Origin of the sequence: Pseudoclavibacter sp. JAI123 (assembly GCF_013409665.1) — a bacterium.
Lineage (GTDB): Bacteria > Actinomycetota > Actinomycetes > Actinomycetales > Microbacteriaceae > Pseudoclavibacter.
The window spans coordinates 380,297-395,777 of record NZ_JACCCM010000003.1; the positions used below are offsets into that span (position 1 = coordinate 380,297).

Here is a 15,481-nt window from a genome sequence, read left to right on the forward strand (position 1 = left end):
CGCTTGTGTCAGGCAGCAACACACTGGTCATCGTCGAGTCGCCGACCAAAGTGAAGAGCATCTCGCAGTATCTCGGTGATGACTACACCGTGCTCGCCAGCGTCGGACACATCCGCGACCTCATCGAGCCCAAGAACCTCCCGCCAGAGCTCAAGAAGGGTTCCCTCGGGAAGTTCAGCGTCGACGTCGACAACGGGTTCGAGCCGTACTACGTGGTCTCCGACCAGAAGAAGAAGACCGTCGCCGAGCTCAAGCGGGCGCTCAAGGACGCCGACGAGCTCATCCTCGCAACTGATGAGGACCGCGAAGGAGAGGCCATCGCCTGGCACCTCCTGCAGGTGCTCCAGCCGAAGGTCCCCGTCAAGCGCATGGTGTTCCACGAGATCACCCGCGAGGCGATCGAAGCCGCGAAGGACCGCACGCGCGACATCGACGTGCACCTCGTCGACGCGCAGGAGACCAGGCGCATCCTCGACCGCCTCTACGGCTACGAGGTGTCGCCCGTGCTGTGGCGCAAGGTCGGCCCCGGACTCTCCGCCGGCCGCGTGCAGTCAGCGGCGACACGCCTCATCGTCGACCGCGAGCGCGAGCGGCTCGCGTTCGTGAAGGCCAGCTACTGGGGAGTCGAAGCCCGCTTCGCGCCCGAGCAGGGGAAGGAAGGGTCGGCCTTCGTCGCCCGTCTGACGAAGCTCGACGGCGAGCGCGTCGCCACCGGACGCGACTTCGACGACCACGGTGTGCTCAAGAACTCGTCCGTGATCCTCGGTGAAGCCGAGGCGACCACGTTGACCGTGCAGCTCACGGCCGGCACGGTTCCCGTCACGGTGTCCTCCGTCGAGTCCAAGCCGTACACTCGACGCCCCGCCGCGCCGTTCACGACCTCGACCCTGCAGCAGGAGGCCGCCCGCAAGCTGCGCTTCACCGCACGCCAGACGATGAGCGTCGCGCAGTCGCTGTACGAGAACGGGTACATCACGTACATGCGTACCGACTCCTCGTCACTGTCATCGCAGGCGCTCAACGCTGCACGCACGCAGGCCGCCAAGCTCTACGGGGCCGAGACGGTTCCATCGGCTCCCCGCCTCTACGGCTCGAAGTCGAAGAACGCGCAGGAAGCGCACGAGGCCGTGAGGCCGGCCGGCTCCACGTTCGCGCTGCCAAGCGAGCTTCGGCCCAAGCTGAGCCCCAACGACTTCAAGCTGTACGACCTCATCTGGAAGCGCACCATCGCCTCGCAGATGGCCGACGCCAAGGGGCAGACGGCGACCGTCACGATCGACGCCTCGCCCATCGACGTCTCCGATGCGCAGGGCACCGTCACGAGCCGCGTCGCCGAGTTCCAGGCGTCCGGCACCGTCATCACCTTCCGCGGCTTCCTCGCCGCCTACGAGGAGGGGAAAGACGAGGCGCGCGACGACTCGACCACCGCAGAAGCGAAGCTGCCGCCGCTCACCAAGGGGCAGAAGCTCGATCCGGAGACGGCAGACGCCAAGAGCCACGAGACCAGCCCGCCCCCGCGCTACACGGAGGCGAGCCTCGTCAAGACGCTCGACGAGCTCGGCATCGGCCGCCCGTCGACGTACGCATCCATCATCTCCACCATCATCGACCGCGGGTACGTCGCGCCGCGCGGCAGCGCGCTCGTCCCCAGCTGGACGGCATTCTCCGTCGTGCGTCTCCTCGAAGAGCACTTCCACGACCTCGTCGAGTACAACTTCACGGCGCAGATGGAAGGCGACCTCGACCGCATCGCCGCCGGCACCGAGCAGCGCAACGACTGGCTGCGCGGGTTCTACTTCGGAACCGACGACCACAAGGGGCTCCGCGGCGTCATCGACAACCTCGGCGAGATCGATGCCCGCGAGATCAACTCGACCCCGCTCGCCGACGGCATCGTCCTGCGCATCGGCCGCTACGGCCCCTACCTCGAGGTCGCTCCGGAGACGGAAGGCGAGACCCCGAGGCGCGTCAACGTCCCAGAAGACCTGGCCCCCGACGAGCTGACCGCAGAGAAAGCGATCGAGCTCGTCGAGGCGCCTATCCAGACGGATCGCGTCCTGGGCGTCGTCCCCGAAACCGGCAAGCGCATCGTCGTGAAGGACGGCCGTTTCGGCCCGTACGTGACCGAGGCTCCGTCGGAGGCCGAGGAGGCCGCCGCAGAGGCTGAGGCCAAGGCCAAGGCACTCGCCGAAGAGGCCGAGGCGAAAGCCGCCGCTGCCGAGGGGCGTCCAGTCAAGAAGCCGCGCGCCAAGAAGGCCGCCGCTGCCGAGAAGCCACGCACGGCGTCGCTCTTCAAGTCGATGATCCCAGAGCAGGTCACCTACGAGCAGGCGATCGGGCTGCTCGAGCTGCCCAGAGTGGTCGGCGTCGACGCCGAGACGGGTGCCGAGATCACGGCCCAGAACGGCCGGTACGGGCCGTACCTGAAGAAGGGCACCGACACACGGTCGCTCACGAGCGAGGACGAGATCTTCACCGTCACGCTCGAGGCCGCGCACGAGCTCTTCGCGCAGCCCAAGTACGGGGCACGCACCACGAAGGCGGCCATCAAGGAGTTCGAGGCCGACCCCGTGAGCGGCAAGCCGATCAAGATCAAGGACGGTCGCTTCGGTCCGTACGTCACCGACGGCGAGACCAACGTGACCGTGTCGCGCGGCGCCAACCCGGAGGACGTCACGTTCGAGGAAGCCGTGCAGATGCTCGCCGACAAGCGTGCCAAGGGTCCCGTCAAGCGCAAGACCACGGCAGCGAAGAAGCCGGCAGCGAAGAAGCCCGCCGCCAAGAAGCCAGCCGCCTCCAAGGCGGCGGCGACCAAGACGACCGCAGCGAAGAAGCCTGCCGCGAAGCGCGCGCCCGCCAAGAAGCCTGCGGCCAAGGCCAGCGGGGCAGCAAGCAGCGAATGACGGGCCTCTTCATCACGCTCGAGGGCGGCGACGGCGCAGGCAAGTCGACGCACTCGGCCCTGCTCGAGGAATGGCTGGCGGCCCTCGGGCAGACGGTCGTGCGCACGCGCGAACCGGGCGGCACCGACCTCGGCGCCGACATCCGGGAACTCGTGCTGCACCGCAAGGGTCACATGGATGCCAGGGCCGAGGCGCTCCTGTACGCCGCCGACCGTGCACACCACATCGCTACCATCGTCCGGCCCGCGCTCGAGCGCGGCGACGTCGTCGTGCAGGACCGCTACCTCGACTCCTCGATCGCCTACCAAGGCACGGGGCGCGAGCTCGGCGCCGACGAGGTCAGGGACCTCTCCCTGTGGGCCGCGCGCGGCCTGCTCCCCGACCTCACCGTGCTCTTCGACCTCGATCCGGACGAAGGGCGCCGACGTATCGGCGCGACCCGCGGCACGTACGACCGGCTCGAAGCCGAATCGAAGCATTTCCACGACGCCGTCCGCTCCGCCTTCCTCGGCCTTGCCGCCGCCGACCCGGACAGGTTCCTCGTGATCGACGCGACCCAGCCACGAGAGCACGTGGCCGAGCGCATCCGCACCCGCGTCGCCGAGCTCCTCGAGCGGCGCCCGGTCGGCGAGTAGCCATGACCGTCTGGGACGACCTCTCCGGTCAGGACGACGCGATCGCCCTGTTCTCGAACGCGGCGAAGGCCTCCAAACGCGGTGCAGTGGACACGAGCGGCATGACGAACTCGTGGCTCATCACCGGCCCGCCCGGTTCGGGTCGAAGCAACATGGGCTACGCCTTCGCGGCGGCACTGCTGTGCCCGAACGACGGATGCGGCGTGTGCCCGTCCTGCGTTCAGGTGCGCGCCCGCTCGCACCCCGACCTCACGGCCGTCGTCACGGAGACCGTGCAGCTCGACATCAAGACGGCACGCGAACTCGTGGAGCGCGCATCCATGTCGCCGATGACCGGGCGCTACCGGGTCATCCTCGTCGAAGACGCCGACCGCATGGTCGCACGCACCTCGAACACGCTGCTCAAGGCCATCGAAGAGCCACCGGAGTCGACCGTGTGGGTGCTCTGCGCGCCGAGCGAGGCCGACCTGCTGCCGACCATCCGCTCACGCGTGCGCAGCGTGCGGCTTCGGGTGCCGGAGGTTCGAGACGTCGCCGGGCTGCTCGTGCGTCGCGACGGCATCGAGCCGGAAGTCGCCCTGCGAGCCGCCCGCGAGGCGCAGAGCCACGTCGGCATGGCCAAACGACTCGCCACGAGCGAAGACGCGTGGGGTCGCCGTGACGCGTCCCTCGACGGCCTGCTCGACATCCGCACGACCGGCGACGCCGTCCGGAAGGCCGCACAGCTCGTCGCGATCGCCGACGAGGACGCCACCGCCAACGCGGCAGACCGCGACGACAAGGAGCGGGCAGCCGCATTCCGGTCTCTCGGCCTCACGCCGGGCCAGGCAGTGCCGAGGCAGCTGCGCGGACAGATCCGTGAACTCGAAGAGCATCAGAAGCGCAGAGCGAAGCGCGGTCAGGTCGATGCAATCGATCGCATCCTGACCGACTCGGTCTCCCTGCTGCGAGACCTGCTCATGCTGCAGCTGGCACTCCCTGTCGAGCTCGTCAACGAGCACCGGCGGCACGAACTGGAATCTGCAACGAGCTCGCGCAGCTCCGACGACGTGCTCACGAGCATCGACGCGGCGAGCAAAGCCAGAGCACGACTCGCCGCAAACGTTCCTGTGGCGCTCGTCCTCGAGGCATTCTTGATCAGCTGGACGCCATCGCAGCAGGGAGCATCATGACCAGACCGACCACCCGTCGCGCGGCGACGCGCAGCATCGGCGCCTCGCTCCTGACCGGTGCAGTCGTCTTCCTGCTCAGCGGATGCACGCTCGTGACGACGCTCGCCGGCGGAGGCTCCGGGGGCGGCATGCAGACGGAGGACGTCGACGTCATCCCGACCGGCCTCGACCCCAGCATCCAGACGTTCTACGAGCAGGACCTCGGCTGGGACGCGTGCGGCGGCGGTCTCGAGTGCGCAACCGCGGAAGCTCCGATGGACTGGGCAGACGGGACCTCGGAGCAGATCGAGCTCGCCATGGTGAAGGTACCCGCATCGAGCGGCAACCCGATCGGGACGATCTTCACCAACCCTGGCGGTCCCGGAGCATCCGGAGTCTCGTTCGTGCGCGACAGCGCCCAGTTCGTCTTCACGCCGGAGCTCATGGAGGATTTCGACATCGTGGGCTGGGACCCGCGCGGTGTCGGTGAGTCGAGCGCGGTCGAGTGCCGTGACGATGCCGGCATGGACGAGTGGTTCTATGGCGTCAACGAAGATCTCGATCCGGACACCGCGAGCGATGAGCAGATCATCGCGGAGGTCACCGCGAACTCGAAGGAGTTCGCCGACGACTGCCTCGAGAACACGGGACCGCTCCTCGAGTTCGTCGACACGAAGAGCACCGTGCAGGACCTCGACCTGCTGCGCGCGCTCGTCGGCGACCCGAAGGTCAACTACTTCGGGTTCTCGTACGGCACCGACATCGGCGCCCAGTACATCGACATGTTCCCGGAGACGGTCGGCCGCGTCGTGCTCGACGGCGCCACGGACCCGACCCTGTCGACGTTCCAGGTGGTGCTCGCCCAGCAGGGCGCCTTCGGTGAAGCCACCCGCACCTACCTCGAAGACTGCCTGACCACGACGAGCTGCCCATTCACCGGCACAGTGGACGAGGCGATAGCGAAGATCAACACCCTCATGGCCGAGGCCGATGACACCCTCCCCGTGAACGCAGACGGCCGGAAGCTCACGAGCGGCGTCATCGACACGGCCATCAGCTCGGCGCTCTACAACAACCAGAGCTGGCCGTACCTGAGCGACGCGTTCGCCACCTATGAGACAGCGGGCGACCCTGCAGGGTTCTTCGCGCTCAGCGACTTTTACTACGGTCGCGGGCCAGACGGCACCTACGCCGACAACATGTTCGAGGCCTTCACCGCCATCAACTGCCTCGACTACCCGGTCGAGACCGACCCCGCCAAGATCGCCGACTTCAACCGGCAGATCGCAGAGTCGACCCCGATCGGCATTCCAGGACCCGAAGCGCTCGGAGACACGACCTGCCAGCAGTGGGCGTTCCCGTCCACCAACGAGCTCGCACCCGTCACCGGTGCGGGAGCCGACCCGGTCCTCGTCATCGGCACGACCGGCGACCCGGCCACGCCGTACGCGTGGGCGGAGGCCGTGACCGAGCAGCTCGAATCGGCCACGCTGCTCACCTTCGAGGGCGAGGGACACCTCGCCTACACGCAGGGCGACAGCTGCGTCACCGGTGCCGTCGACGCCTACTTCATCGACGGCACCGTGCCCGCCGAGGGGCTGGTCTGCTGACCGCGACACCCCGATGTGCACTTGAGCAAAGTGTGCGTTATGCTTTGGTGTCGAGTTCAGCACCCCAGGGAGTTGAGCTGCAGGCAGGCCGCCTTAGCTCAGTCGGCAGAGCGATTCACTCGTAATGAATAGGTCGCGAGTTCGATTCTCGCAGGCGGCCCCATCGCCCCTCCGCACTTCGGTGCGGAGGGGCTCTTGTCTTCTCGGGCGCCCCGCCTCCCGTACGCTGAGCAGATGCTCGAGCGCAGGCACCACGACCCCGATCAGCACCCGCCTCTCGCGTTCCCGCCGCTGCGGAGCCCCGTGCACCAGCTGGGAACTGTGGAGCCGTTCGACTTCTCGCGCCGGGTCGCGGTCATGGCGATCGTGAATCGCACTCCAGACTCGTTCTACGACGACGGGGCGACGTTCGGTCTCCAGAGCGCCGTGGACGCGGTGCTCGCCGCCGAACGCGCAGGTGCCGACATCGTCGACATCGGCGGGCAGCCGTTCGCGCCAGGTGAGGAGCTCTCGGAAGCGGATGAGATCGCCCGCGTCGTGCCGGTGATCCGTGCTGTCCGAGAGCGCACCGGCGTGCCGATCTCCGCAGAAACGTACCGTGCGCGCGTAGCGGAGGCCTGCATCGAGGCGGGCGCGGGCATCATCAACGACACAAGCGGCCTCCGGGACGAGAACCTCGCGAGAGTCGTGGCGGGCTCCGGCGTGCAGCTCGTCATCACGCACAGCGTCGCAGCGCCGAGGGCGGAGCTCGCGCGCCCGCACTACGACGACGTCGTCGGCGAGGTGCGGGCGTTCCTGGCAGCACGCGCCGAACGTGCCATCGAACTCGGCGTCGGGGAAGAGCAGCTCATCATCGACCCGGGGCATGACCTCAACAAGAACACCCTGCACACGCTCGAGCTGACCAGGCGCTTCGACGAGATCTCATCGATCGGCTTCCCCGTGCTCGCCGCCGTCTCCAACAAGGACTTCATCGGGGAGACCCTTGATCGGGAGAAGCGGGACCGCGTCTCGGGCTCGCTTGCATCCGCCGTCGCGTGCATCCTGCTCGGCGCTCGCATCGTCCGCATGCACAACGTCCCAGAAGCGGTGGACGCGACGAGGATGACCGAAGCGATCCTCGGACTGCGCGCGCCCGCGTACACGCGCCACAACCTGTAGCGCCCACCCCGCTCGCATCCAACTCACCACTGCCGCGCACGTCGCCGTGGCATGCTCTCACCATGAACGCTCCATCAGCGGCGATCCGCTCGTTGCTCGGCCCAGAAGGCGAGCACGGGTGGCTCGACGACGAGCAGCTGCTCGCCCACTACGCCTACCCCGCGAACGGCGCGTTCCGCTTGAACTTCATCGCGAGCGTCGACGGTGCCGCCATGGGCGGTGACGGCCGGTCGGGGAGCCTCGGCACGGCAGCCGACCACCGGGTCTTCGAGCTGCTGCGCCGCCTCGCCGACCTCGTGCTCGTCGGGGCAGGCACGCTCAGAGACGAGGGCTACGTCGGCCTTCGCGTCTCCGAGGCCTCCGTCGCGTGGCGGGAGGCGCGGGGACGGCCCGCGCACCCGACGCTCGGCATCGTCTCGAGTCGGCTCGCCCTCGACCCCAAGCATGAGATGTTCGCCGACGCACCCGTTCCGCCGATCGTCGTGACTCCGGTCTCCGACCCGGAACGGCTCGCGCCCTTCCGAGAGGTTGCGACCGTGCTGACCGTGCCAGAGCATCCCGACCGCCCCGGAACCCTCGACGTCACCGAGTTGCGCGCCATGCTGCGCGAGCTCGGCCACAGCGAGGTGCTCTGCGAGGGCGGGCCAACGCTCTTCGGCGAGATCAACGCCCAGGGCGCGTTCGACGAGCTCTGCCTCACCGTGTCGCCCGCGCTCGTGGGCGGCCAGGAAGGGCGCATCGCGCACTCGGAGACGCTCGCGCAGCATCCGCTCGCCCTCGCCGGGGTCCTCGAATGCGATCACACGCTGCTGCTCCACTACCGGCGCTCGGCCGGGCTCAGCTGACCCGATCTCGAGATCGCACTGTGCGACCGATGGCCTGGGTCGCATGCCCGACGTCAGACGGCACGCACTCGAGCGCTGGCTAGACTGGCACCTTGGCGCGGCGTCACGAGACGCGGGGCGCCCAGGTTCCATTCGGAGGTGACATGGCCGGCTCAGGCAGCGCGCGCACGCGGCGCCCAGGTGCTGGCCGCCTGATCGGCTTCACCCTCGCGGGCGTCCTCGCGCTCGGCGCAGGGTTCGCCGCGGGAGGAGGCGGCTTCGCCGTCGCGGCCCCTGCCTTCGCGGGCGAGGCCCAGGAGCTCGCCCCGAAGACGCTCGGTGCCGTCCGGGAGACCCCCGTCGAGGCCGCCGCGGCAGAGCCCGTGCGCACGTGCTCAATCGAAGACGTCGCCAGTGCCGCTGGGGCCCTCGACTTCCACGGTGTCGTCGTCGACACCCAGAGCGGCGAGACGGTCTACGAGCGGAAGGCGACGGATGCGGTCCCGACGGCCTCCGTCATGAAGCTCCTCACGACGACTGCCGCGATCGAGGTGCTCGGCCCCGACTTCCGCATCCCGACCCGCGTCTACGCCGGCAGCGAGCCCGGAACGGTCGTCATCGTCGGCGGGGGAGACGTGACGCTCGCCTCCACCGACAGCGGCGCCGGCAGCTACTACTCCGGAGCGACCGGCACCCTCGCGGACCTCGCAGCGCAGACCCGGACGGCATGGGCGAACGACCCGAGCCTGTCCGGCACGGCGCCCACCCAGGTCCTCGTCGACGAATCCGCCTTCAGCGGCGCCGAATGGCAGCCTTCCTGGTCCCAGGCCGACCGCACGGACGGCTACATCAGCCCCATCTCCGCGCTCATGGTCGACGGCGGACGCCAGGACCCGGCGAGCCTCGTCTCGCCCCGCACAGAGGACCCGAGCGGGGCCGCGGCCGCCGCGTTCGCCACGAGGCTCGGTGCCGCGACCACGGGAGCGAGCGGGTCTGCGCCGGACGGCGCCAAGCTCCTCGCCGAAGTCTGGTCGCAACCCGTCTCCGAACTCGTGCACTACGCGCTCATCGACAGCGACAACAACGTCGCCGAGATGCTCGCGCGCCTCGTGGCGATCGAACAGGGCATCGGAACGGACTTCGACGCAATCCAGGACTCGACGAGCCAGGCGCTCACGACGCTGGGCCTCGACACGAGCGGACTCGTGCTCGCTGACGGATCCGGCCTCTCCGCTGACAACCGGGTGCCGCCCGAGCTGGTCGCAGAGCTCCTCCAGACCATCTCTCAGCCCGACATCGCCGCCTCCCAGCTGCTCGACGACCTCCCCGCATCAGGCCAGACGGGCACCCTGCAGTCGCGCCTCACGCCGCTCGGAGTGCCCCCGGGGGCGATCACCGCGAAGACCGGCTGGATCAACGAGGTCTACGGCCTGGCCGGCTACCTGACCGCCGCGGACGGCAGCAGGCTCACGTTCGCGTTCTTCGTCGTCGGCGCCGTCACGCCCGCGAACCGCGACGCCCTCGACACCATCGCCGCGCGCACCTACTCGTGCGGAGCGTCCCTCGCCAACTGGTGACGCACGCCGTGCGCGGTCCACGTGCGCCTGGCCCATCCAGGTGGCCTGCGGCAGACTGGTGACATGAGCCGTGCACTGCTGATCGTCGACGTCCAGAACGACTTCACCGAGGGCGGCGCCCTCGAGACCGACGGCGGTGCGGCCGTCGCCGCCGGCATCACCGAGCACCTCGCCAGCAGCCGCGAGCAGTACGACGTCGTCGCCGCGTCCCGAGACTGGCACGACGCGGACAGCGACAACGGCGGGCACTTCCACGCGCAGCCCGACTTCGTCGACAGCTGGCCGGAGCACTGCGTCGCGGGGACAGCAGGTGCCGACTACCACCCCGCCCTCGACACGAAGCTCGTCGACCTGCACATCTTCAAGGGCCAGGGAACGCCCTCCTACTCCGCGTTCGACGGTGCAACGGCTGACGGCGAGACGTTAGCCGACGCGCTGCGCGCACGCGGCGTCGACGAGCTCGACGTCGTCGGCATCGCGACCGACCACTGCGTGCGCGCATCCGCGCTCGACGGCCAACGGGCCGGGTTCGCGGTGCGCGTCATCGACGGACTCACCTCCGCCGTCAGCCCCCAGACGCGTGCGGCTGCCCTCGAAGAGCTCCGCGCCGCCGGCATCACCGTCGAGTAGCGGCCCGGCCCTTCGTCGCACTGACCGGGTCCCGACCTCCGGGTTCTCGGGATGGAAAAGTCGCTTCGTGTTGGAGAGTTTCCCCGAGCGACGTCACTATCCCATCCCGAGACGGCGTATGGCGGTCGGATCGGAACGGATCGCGTCGGATCGCGTCCGCGTCCGCGTCCGCGTCCGCGTCCGCGTCTGCGTCTGCGTCCGCGGCGTGGACAGACACCTGATTTCGGGATGGCTTGCACGCTTCGGGATGGCTTGTACCCCATCCCGAAGCGCGCAACCCATCCCGACACTGGCATGCCGAGCGTCGCTCGCGCCCCGTGCGCCGCCGCCCCGGGCGCTCTGATCGGGTCTCGACCTCAGGGATTCGGGATGGAAAGTCGCTTCGTGCTGGAAAGTTTCCCGGCACGGAGCGACTTTTCCATCCCGTCCCATCCCGGAACCGTGGGCGTGGGCGTGGCCGAGGGGGCGAAGGCGCGGGCCGCCGCGGAGTCAGCGGGGGAGCAGCAGCTGGTGCTGCGCGAGCTCGCGGTAGAGCGGCACGGTGTCGACGAGCTCGAGGTGCTTGCCGCGGCCGAGCACCTGGCCGTGCTCGAGGACGACGATCTCGTCGCTGTCGACGACGGTCGAGAGGCGGTGGGCGATGACGATGACGCTTCGTCCTTCGGACACCTTGTCGAGCGCGTCGCGCATGAGTCGCTCGTTGGCCCCATCGAGGGCGGATGTCGACTCGTCGAGCAGCAGGATGGGCGGGGCTGAGAGCAGCGCGCGCGCGATGGCGAGGCGCTGCCGCTCGCCCCCGGAGAGCATGACGCCTGATTCGCCGACCTGGGTGTCGAGGCGGTCGTCGCTGCGGTCGAGCACGTCGCCGAGGTTCACCTCGCGCAGCACCTGCTCGCAGGCGACGTCGTCGGCGTCCGGCCGCCCGAGGAGCAGGTTCTCTCGCAGGGAGCCGGCGAGGACCGGCGCATCCTGCTGCACGTAGCCGAGCTGCGCGCGCAGCTGCTGCCGGTCGATGGACCTCAGATCGACGCCGCCGAGGCGGATGTTTCCGCCCGTCGGGTCGTAGAAGCGCTCCAGCAGTGCGAGGGCTGTGGACTTGCCGGAGCCTGAGGGGCCGACGAGGGCGAGACGCTCACCGCGACGCAGCGCGAAGCTGACGCCGTCGAGCACGAGGGGCGCCTCGACTCGTGCCTGCGCGCCGTCCTCGGCGAAGAGCCGGGCGTCGGGATCGGATGCGGCGCCCGTCATGGCCGCTGCCATGCCGCCGCGTGAGGACTCGCGGCGGATCGTCTCGAGTCTCGCGGCGGCACGCTCGCGGGCGGCGCGGGCGCGCACGACGTCCTCTGGGTAGTGGAAGGAGACCGCGTCGAACTCGACGGCGGGCGCATCCGGAGCCCCGTGCTCGTTCGCCGGCCCTTCGAGGACAACAAGCGGGGCCTCGGTTCGGTCGTCTGACCCCTCTTCAGGAATGGCGATGATCTCCTCGATGCGGCCCAGGGCGCCGAGCGCTGTATTGACGGCCGTGAGGGCACCGAAGAACAGGCCGAGGGGCATGATCATCATGAACAGGAACATGATGAAGGCGATGAGGTTGGCGATGCTGAGGTCGCCGGCGGCGACGCGGAGCCCGCCGACGCCGAGCACCGCGATGAGCGCGCCCTGCATGGCGAAGCCCGCGACGGGCACGATGAACGCCGAGATGCGGGCCACGTCGAGGCCGCGCTGGTACGCCCCGACGGCGTCGGCGTCGACGAGGCGCTCCTCGCGCTCGGTCGCCCCGAACGCCCGCACGGTGCGGACGGAAGAGATGGCCCGCTCGACGGATGCGGTCAGGTCGCCGACCTTCTGCTGTGCTGCGGCGCTGGCCTCGCGGATGCGCATCGACATGCCGACGACGAGCAGGAGCGCGACGACGACGACGGCGAAGGTGATGAGGAAGAGCACGCCGTCGAGCACGATCATGGCGATGACGGCACCGATGAAGGTGAGCGCACCGCCGATGGCCTCGACGAGACCCTGCGTGAGGACAGCCCGCAGCATGGTGGTGTCGCTGCCGACGCGCGACACGAGGTCACCCGTTCGGCGGGCGTCGAACTCCGCGACGGGCAGTCGCAGCAGCTTCGCGACGAGACGACGGCGGGTGTTGAGGACGATCGACTCGCCAGTGCGCTGCAGGAGGAAGTGCTGGACGCCGTTCGCGATCGCGCCGAGGACAACAGCGCCGACAAGCACCCAGACGACCCAGGCGGCGATCGTGCCGACCTCGACCTGCCCGATGAGCACGTTGACGAGCAGCGGCTGCGCGAGGCTCAACGCCGAGCTGAAGATGCTGATCGCGATGATGCCGGCGAGGAGCGGCTTGTTCACGAGCAGGTGGGGGAGGAGCTGCTTGAACGTGGCCCTCGGCGCACCGGATGCGTCGCGAGGCGGACGCCCGAGGAAGCCACCCCGCTTCTTCTGCGTCGTGTCCTCGCCGCCGACCGATGCTGAACTCACTGGCTTGTCGCCCAAACTCCTGGCCTTTCGCCCGCAGCGCGCTGAAGTGCGCGCACGCCGATGGCGCGCAGTCGTGTGCGCGCACCCGCCAAGGGTACCCGGCGCGACCTGGAACGGCTCGCCTGGCCGAGGGCGGGCGAGCGACGAGGACGGGGCCGTGCATCCGCAATGGATGCGCGGCCCCGTCGGCGAGGTGCGAGAGCTACTTCGTGTTGGTCACGTAGGCGATGTCGCGGGTCTCCTTGGAGAGCAGGAGCGCACCGAACGTCAGCACGGCCGCACCGGCGAGGTACACGCCGACCCAGAAGGGACTACCGTCGCCGAACGCCCAGAGGGCGATGAAGACGGTGGGCGCGAAGCCGGCACCGAACACGCTCGACAGGTTGTAGGCGATCGCGCTGCCCGTGTAGCGCACGTTGGCGGGGAACAGCTCGGGGAGGACAGCGCTCATGGGGCCGAAGGTGAGGCCCATGAGGGTCATGCCGATGATGAGCATCGCCTGCGGGCCGAAGAACTCGTGCAGGCCGATGAGCGGCGTCATCGCGAAGCCGAAGACGAAAATCGCGCCGGTTGTCCAGAGCAGCATCTTGCGGCGCCCGTACTTCTCGGCCAACGGGCCGGAGACGAGCGTGAAGATGCCGAAGAACACGACGGACACGATGAGCATGATGAGGAACGTCTCGCGCTGGTACCCGAGCCCCGGCACCCACGTGCTCGGGTCGAAGGGCTCCCCGGCTTCGGCCGCCTTCGCGGCAGCCTGCTCGCGCGTTGCCTTGGTGCCGAACGACAGCGTGAACGCCGTCATCATGTAGAAGAGCACGTAGGTGGCGAGCATGATGAACGTGCCGAGGATGATCTGGCGCCAGCTGCTCTTGAACGCGGCGAAGAGCGGGACCTTGGAGACCTCGCCGGCCTGAACGACCTTCTCGAACGCGGGCGTCTCCATGAGGCTGATGCGCACCCAGAGGCCCACGATGACGAGGATCGCGCTGAGGAGGAACGGCACGCGCCAGCCCCACGCGAAGAACGTCTCGTCGCTCATGAAGTGCGAGAGCAGCACGAAGAGCAGGTTGCCGAGGATGAAGCCGATCGGGGCGCCGAGCTGCGGGAACGTACCGTAGATGGCGCGCTTGCCCGCCGGTGCGTTCTCGGTGGCGAGGAGGGCGGCGCCACTCCACTCGCCGCCGAGCCCGAGGCCCTGGCAGAAGCGCATGATGACGAGCAGCGTCGGCGCGAGGATCTCCCAGCCCGGCGTGAGCGCCGTTGGGAGGAGGCCGATCGCGAAGGTCGCGATACCCATGGTGAGGAGCGTCGCCACGAGGGTGCCCTTGCGGCCGATGCGGTCACCGAAGTGGCCGAAGAGGATGGAGCCGATGGGGCGCGCGATGAACGCGACACCGAAGACGGCGAACGAGGCGAGCAGCGCCGTCGTCTCGTTGTCGTTCGGGAAGAAGAGAGCGGGGAAGACGAGGCTCGCCGCGGTCGCGTAGATGTAGAAGTCGTAGAACTCGATGGAAGTTCCGACGAGGCTCGCGGTGAGGACCTTCCCGCGGGAGTTCTTGACCTCGAACTCCTCGGCCGATGCACCTGGCGTGGTCTTGCTGGGGGATGACACGTTGCTCCTGAGACAGCTGGCTCGCTGGTGAGACGCGGTTTCGGTGCGGGTTGCGCGGTGCAGGAACTCAGAGCAGCGGTGGATGGAACGCGCCCGGCCCGGTTGATTGCAGGTCTGCTGACGCGAGTTCGACCGGATGCTTGTGGCTTCCGGCCGAGAAGAGGTTACACCGCATTCGTCGCGTTCGCTGGCCCTCTACCCAGCGCGCGGCGGCCTGGCCGCGACGGCGTGGCGCAGGTCAGCTCGCGTCGTCGTCGCCCGGAAGCTGTGGGAGCTCGCTCATGATGTGCCCCATGCGCTGGACCTTGGTCGTGAGGTACGCCAGATTCGCATCCTCGCGGCCGACCTCGAGGGGCACGCGCTCCTCGACGGTGATGCCGTGGGCCTCGAGCGCCTCAGCCTTCGCTGGGTTGTTCGTGAGCAGGCGGATGCGGGAGATCTCGAGGTCGTCGAGCATCTGCGCGGCGGCCGTGTAGGCGCGACTGTCGGCGGGCAGGCCCAGCGCGAGGTTCGCATCCACGGTGTCGAGCCCCTGCTCCTGGAGGGCGTAGGCGCGGAGCTTGTTGAGGAGGCCGATGCCTCGACCCTCGTGGCCGCGCAGGTACAGCACGATGCCACCGTCTCTGCCGATGGCCTCGAGGGATGCGTCGAGCTGTGGCCCGCACTCGCACTTCAGCGAGCCGAAGGCCTCCCCGGTGAGGCACTCGGAATGCACTCGGACGATGGCGCCGTTCTCCGGCTCGCCGGAGATGATCGCGAGGTGCAGCTGGCCGTTGGCGTCATCGGTGTAGGCGCGGAAGCGCAGCACGCCGTGCCTGGTGGGGATCGAGGTCTCCGCCTCGAAGGTGATGGACGCTGGGGAATCGCTCATGGGGTCGC

11 protein-coding genes and 1 tRNA gene are annotated in these 15,481 nt (G+C 68.9%); 9 read left to right on the forward strand and 3 right to left on the reverse strand.

The window, feature by feature from the left end:
- The first annotated feature begins 5 nt into the window (after positions 1–5).
- From topA to HDC34_RS16965, 9 genes are all read left to right on the forward strand, one after another.
- Complete coding sequence (topA, locus tag HDC34_RS16925; RefSeq protein WP_104312864.1) at positions 6–2,903, forward strand: type I DNA topoisomerase; 2,898 nt, start codon at positions 6–8, stop codon at positions 2,901–2,903.
- Positions 2,900–3,538, forward strand: coding sequence for a dTMP kinase (gene tmk, locus HDC34_RS16930; RefSeq protein ID WP_179557888.1), 639 nt, complete (start codon positions 2,900–2,902; stop codon positions 3,536–3,538). Before topA ends, tmk begins: the two co-directional genes overlap by 4 nt.
- A 2-nt stretch (positions 3,539–3,540) precedes the next feature.
- Positions 3,541–4,710: a DNA polymerase III subunit delta' gene (locus HDC34_RS16935; RefSeq protein ID WP_179557889.1), complete on the forward strand. Its 1,170-nt coding sequence runs from the start codon at positions 3,541–3,543 to the stop codon at positions 4,708–4,710.
- Positions 4,707–6,299 (forward strand): alpha/beta hydrolase, encoded by a 1,593-nt coding sequence (locus tag HDC34_RS16940; protein WP_179557890.1) that lies wholly within the window; start codon positions 4,707–4,709, stop codon positions 6,297–6,299. Before HDC34_RS16935 ends, HDC34_RS16940 begins: the two co-directional genes overlap by 4 nt.
- A gap of 87 nt (positions 6,300–6,386) precedes the next feature.
- Positions 6,387–6,462: transfer RNA gene (locus HDC34_RS16945), tRNA-Thr, on the forward strand.
- A 71-nt stretch (positions 6,463–6,533) separates the two neighbouring features.
- A complete protein-coding gene (folP, locus tag HDC34_RS16950; protein WP_179557891.1) occupies positions 6,534–7,460 on the forward strand; it encodes a dihydropteroate synthase in 927 nt (308 codons plus the stop codon).
- A 62-nt stretch (positions 7,461–7,522) separates the two neighbouring features.
- Complete coding sequence (locus HDC34_RS16955; RefSeq protein WP_179557892.1) at positions 7,523–8,305, forward strand: dihydrofolate reductase family protein; 783 nt, start codon at positions 7,523–7,525, stop codon at positions 8,303–8,305.
- A gap of 143 nt (positions 8,306–8,448) precedes the next feature.
- Entirely contained in the window at positions 8,449–9,861 is a 1,413-nt protein-coding gene (gene dacB, locus HDC34_RS16960; protein WP_179557893.1) for a D-alanyl-D-alanine carboxypeptidase/D-alanyl-D-alanine-endopeptidase, read from the forward strand.
- A gap of 63 nt (positions 9,862–9,924) precedes the next feature.
- The gene (locus tag HDC34_RS16965) at positions 9,925–10,491 is read left to right on the forward strand and encodes an isochorismatase family protein (RefSeq protein WP_104312857.1); all 567 of its coding nucleotides are present in this window, start codon (positions 9,925–9,927) and stop codon (positions 10,489–10,491) included.
- Positions 10,492–10,980: 489 nt separating this feature from the next.
- Here HDC34_RS16965 and HDC34_RS16970 read toward each other — a convergent pair whose 3' ends face one another.
- The 3 genes from HDC34_RS16970 to ribA form a co-directional block, all read right to left on the reverse strand.
- On the reverse strand, positions 10,981–12,987 hold the full coding sequence (locus tag HDC34_RS16970) for an ABC transporter ATP-binding protein (protein WP_179557894.1): 2,007 nt from the start codon (positions 12,985–12,987) through the stop codon (positions 10,981–10,983).
- Positions 12,988–13,189: 202 nt separating this feature from the next.
- The gene (locus HDC34_RS16975; RefSeq protein WP_104312855.1) at positions 13,190–14,602 is read right to left on the reverse strand and encodes an MFS transporter; all 1,413 of its coding nucleotides are present in this window, start codon (positions 14,600–14,602) and stop codon (positions 13,190–13,192) included.
- A gap of 238 nt (positions 14,603–14,840) precedes the next feature.
- Complete coding sequence (gene ribA / locus HDC34_RS16980; RefSeq protein ID WP_179557895.1) at positions 14,841–15,473, reverse strand: GTP cyclohydrolase II; 633 nt, start codon at positions 15,471–15,473, stop codon at positions 14,841–14,843.
- Positions 15,474–15,481: the final 8 nt, after the last annotated feature.

Bases quoted from the DNA above. Each gene is read 5' to 3' on its own strand.
- HDC34_RS16965 (WP_104312857.1), top strand. From the start codon at position 9,925: ATGAGCCGTGCACTGCTGATCGTCGACGTCCAGAACGACTTCACCGAG.
- tmk (WP_179557888.1), top strand. From the start codon at position 2,900: ATGACGGGCCTCTTCATCACGCTCGAGGGCGGCGACGGCGCAGGCAAG.
- dacB (WP_179557893.1), top strand. From the start codon at position 8,449: ATGGCCGGCTCAGGCAGCGCGCGCACGCGGCGCCCAGGTGCTGGCCGC.
- HDC34_RS16935 (WP_179557889.1), top strand. From the start codon at position 3,541: ATGACCGTCTGGGACGACCTCTCCGGTCAGGACGACGCGATCGCCCTG.
- HDC34_RS16955 (WP_179557892.1), top strand. From the start codon at position 7,523: ATGAACGCTCCATCAGCGGCGATCCGCTCGTTGCTCGGCCCAGAAGGC.
- folP (WP_179557891.1), top strand. From the start codon at position 6,534: ATGCTCGAGCGCAGGCACCACGACCCCGATCAGCACCCGCCTCTCGCG.
- HDC34_RS16940 (WP_179557890.1), top strand. From the start codon at position 4,707: ATGACCAGACCGACCACCCGTCGCGCGGCGACGCGCAGCATCGGCGCC.
- ribA (WP_179557895.1), bottom strand. From the start codon at position 15,473: ATGAGCGATTCCCCAGCGTCCATCACCTTCGAGGCGGAGACCTCGATC.